This is a genomic window from Paraburkholderia sp. BR10936, from assembly GCF_040965735.1.
Classification (GTDB): domain Bacteria; phylum Pseudomonadota; class Gammaproteobacteria; order Burkholderiales; family Burkholderiaceae; genus Paraburkholderia; species Paraburkholderia nodosa_A.
The window spans coordinates 1-3082 of the sequence record NZ_JBFRCM010000051.1; the positions used below are offsets into that span (position 1 = coordinate 1).

The 3082-nt window shown below is 63.0% G+C and carries 4 protein-coding genes; all 4 read right to left on the reverse strand.

Annotation, left to right across the window (positions count from 1 at the left end; translation table 11 throughout):
* Positions 1-30: 30 nt before the first annotated feature.
* The 4 genes from AB4Y36_RS40275 to AB4Y36_RS40290 are packed head-to-tail and all read right to left on the reverse strand — an operon-like array spanning position 31 to position 3013.
* A complete protein-coding gene (locus AB4Y36_RS40275; RefSeq protein ID WP_368685913.1) occupies positions 31-627 on the reverse strand; it encodes a plasmid pRiA4b ORF-3 family protein in 597 nt (198 codons plus the stop codon).
* A gap of 11 nt (positions 628-638) precedes the next feature.
* Positions 639-2183 carry an IS66 family transposase gene (locus AB4Y36_RS40280; protein WP_368685914.1) on the reverse strand — a complete coding sequence of 515 codons (1545 nt, stop codon included), beginning with the start codon at positions 2181-2183 and terminating at the stop codon, positions 639-641.
* Between the two features lie 51 nt (positions 2184-2234).
* Positions 2235-2582 carry an IS66 family insertion sequence element accessory protein TnpB gene (tnpB, locus tag AB4Y36_RS40285; RefSeq protein WP_080404084.1) on the reverse strand — a complete coding sequence of 116 codons (348 nt, stop codon included), beginning with the start codon at positions 2580-2582 and terminating at the stop codon, positions 2235-2237.
* The gene (locus AB4Y36_RS40290) at positions 2579-3013 is read right to left on the reverse strand and encodes a transposase (protein WP_368685915.1); all 435 of its coding nucleotides are present in this window, start codon (positions 3011-3013) and stop codon (positions 2579-2581) included. The genes tnpB and AB4Y36_RS40290 overlap by 4 nt, the downstream gene beginning before the upstream one ends.
* Positions 3014-3082 lie beyond the last annotated feature (69 nt).

A 3082-nucleotide genomic window follows, 5' to 3' on the forward strand; every position in this document is an offset into this window, starting at 1 on the left:
GTAAGCGTCAATCCGAGGCCGTCTTGACGATCAGAACTTGACCTCTGAGAGCCGCTGATTCGCGAGCACGAGATCGAAGGCGGCGGGATCGAAGCTGCCGCCACACCACTCGAGGAAGTGGTCGTGCTCCTCGTGCGTCGGATCGGTGATCGCTTCGAGGAAGTCGGCATATCCTGGCACTCCACCGACGTCTTCCGGTGGACACGCATTCTGTCCGTCCAGGCACAGCGGCCGGCGCATGTCTGGATCAGGCACCAGAGCCTTCTCGACCTTGATCCGATGCTGCCAGTTGTCACCGTAGTCGTAGATGTAAGTGAATGACTTCAGCCCGCCCAGCGCCTTCGCCAGCGTGACCCGTGCTTCATTGAGCATTGGCGGATCGCTCTGGAATCCGAAGTCATCCGGTTCACCATAGTTGGTTTCGCCGAAGACGAACTCGTGCAGGTGCCCGCCTTCCCAGCCCATGGCCAGTTGCAGCACGACATGCAGCTTGCCCAGCCTGATCGAGCCGGGAACGATGATTCGTCGCCAGATGGCCGGCTTGATGTACTTCAGCTCAACGCGCAGCACATAATCGGGCACTGGCGCCTTGACCAGGCGCACGGCAGGTTTGCGGGGTTGGACCATCGGATTGATTGTCAGGCGGCTTGCTGCTCGATGTGTGCAGCTGGCATCAGGCGCCACGGCAGCAACTCGTCGATGCGGTTGATGGGATGATCGGCGATGCGCTCGAACACCGTGCGCAGGTAGGCAAACGGCTCGATGCCGTTCAGGCGCGCCGTACCGATAAGGCTATAGATCACTGCCGCGCTGTGGCCACCGCCGTCGGAGCCTGCGAACAGATAATTGCGCCTGCCGAGAACGAGCGGCCTGATCGCGCGCTCCGCCGTATTGTTGTCCACCTCGACGCGCCCGTCTTCGCAATAGCGTGTGAGTGCATGCCAGTGCCCCAGCGAGTATCTGATCGCCTTCGCCAGCCCCGACTTCGCCGATACCTGTAACAGCGTGTGTTCGAACCAGGCCTTCAGTTCAGCGAGCAATGGGGCCGAGCGCAACTGACGCGCAGACAGGCGCACGGCCGGCGTCTGGCCGCGAACCTCGCGTTCAACAGCATACAGCGCCCCAATGCGACGCAATGCTTCCTCGGCAATTGGTGAGCTGTCCAGCTTGTACAGGTCGTAGAACTTGCGCCGCGCATGCGCCCAGCACCCGGCCTCGATGACCGTGCCGTCACGATACAGCGCGTCATACCCGCTGAAGGCATCTGCCTGCAGGATTCCCGTGTAGCCCGCCAGATGTTCCCGAGGTCGCTCACCTTTGCGGTCGGGTGAGTACCTGTACCAGACTGCTGGTGGCGCGCGACTCCCTGCCGGGCGGTCATCCCGCACATAGGTCCACAGGCGCGCCGTGCGTGTCTTGCCACGCCCCGGCTCCAGCACCGGCACGGGCGTGTCGTCGGTATGGATCTTGTCTGCGGCGCGCACGTAACCACCGAGTGCGTCGGACAGGGGTTGCAGCAGCGCAGCCGCTTCACGCACCCACGAAGCCAGTGTTGCCCGGTCCAGTTCGACGCCCGCGCGGCGATAGATGCCGGCCTGCCGGTATAGCGGCATATGGTCAGCGTACTTCGCGACGACGACCTGCGCGAGAAGCCCCGCACCCGCCATCCCGCGTGCTATCGGCCGCGAAGGTGCCGGCTCCTGTACTACTGCGGCACAACGCGGGCAACTCAGCTTCGGACGTATGTGACGCAATACCTTGAAGTAGCCGGGCACATAGTCGAGCACCTCCGAGACGTCTTCGCCGAGCGCGCGCATCTGTTTGCCGCATTCCGGGCATCCGCAGTTCGTCGGCGCATGAACAACCGTATCGCGAGGTAAATGGGCAGGAAAGTGCCGCGGCTTGCGGCGCAGTGGAACAAGGTTCGTTGTGGCCGACGTATCCGCAGTCGCGTCGGCATCAGGCGCCTTCTCCGGTGCGGCCATAGCCGGTTCAGGAACGGGCAGTTCACCGAGCGCGAGCTGCAGCTGGTCCATCAGTTCGGTCATGCGCTCCGATGAACGGCCATACTGCCACCGCTTCAGTCGCGAGATCTCGGCCAACAACTGCGCGATGGTCTCGTCGCGCGAGGCAACGATGCGCTTGAGAGCGGTGATGTCATCGGGCAGATGGCTGGCTGGCATGCATGCCAGTGTAAATGAAGCCCACGCGCTTGTGGGTTCCCGCACCCTGCGTTATGCCGCGTGCGTCGGCTGCCACGTGCGCTCCGGATGCCGCCAGTCAATTCCCTCGAGCAGCATCGACAGTTGGGCGGCAGATAGATGGACCGTTCCTGAATCTGCCTGCGGCCACACGAAGCGTCCGCGCTCAAGTCGTTTCGCGTACAGGTTCATGCCGTCGCCGCTCCACCATAAAATCTTGATAAGGTCACCGCGACGCCCGCGAAACAGGAAGATGTGCCCCGAGAAGGGATCACGTCCGAGTGCTGACTGCACCAGTGCGGCAAGTCCATCCATGCCACGGCGCATATCGGTAACGCCCGCTGCCAGCCATACGCGGGTACCGCTGGGCGGCGCAATCATGCTGGCATCAGGCAGCGCAGCACGAGGCGCAACTGCACCGGATCGACCCTACCCGTGACGTGCACACGGGCTCCGTTCAGTTCGATCTCAATACCCGACGCTGCCGGTACGCTCTCGCGATGTGGCTCGACAGGCTGTAGCGCGAGCGACGCCGGTTCTGCGGTCTCGCCGGTCGGTGCATTAGGTAGCGCTACGGGCAGCAACACCGCTGTGCTGTGCGCCACCGCTTCAAACAGGCCCGCCCGCAGTTGCCGGCGCCACTTGAACACCATATTGGGGTTCAGTCCGTGCGCCTGCGCGAGCTTAGCCACCGAAATACCTGGCTCGCACGCCGCGACGGCAACTTGCCGTCGGTACTCCGGCGTGTAGTTCGGTCGGCCCTTGCGGTTCGATGGTCGCGCATTCCGTGTGTCCAAAGTAGTCCCCACCACTTGAAGTAACGGACATCACTTTGGACACCGGCTTCAACTCTGTCCATGCGGCCACGAAATGACGCTTAC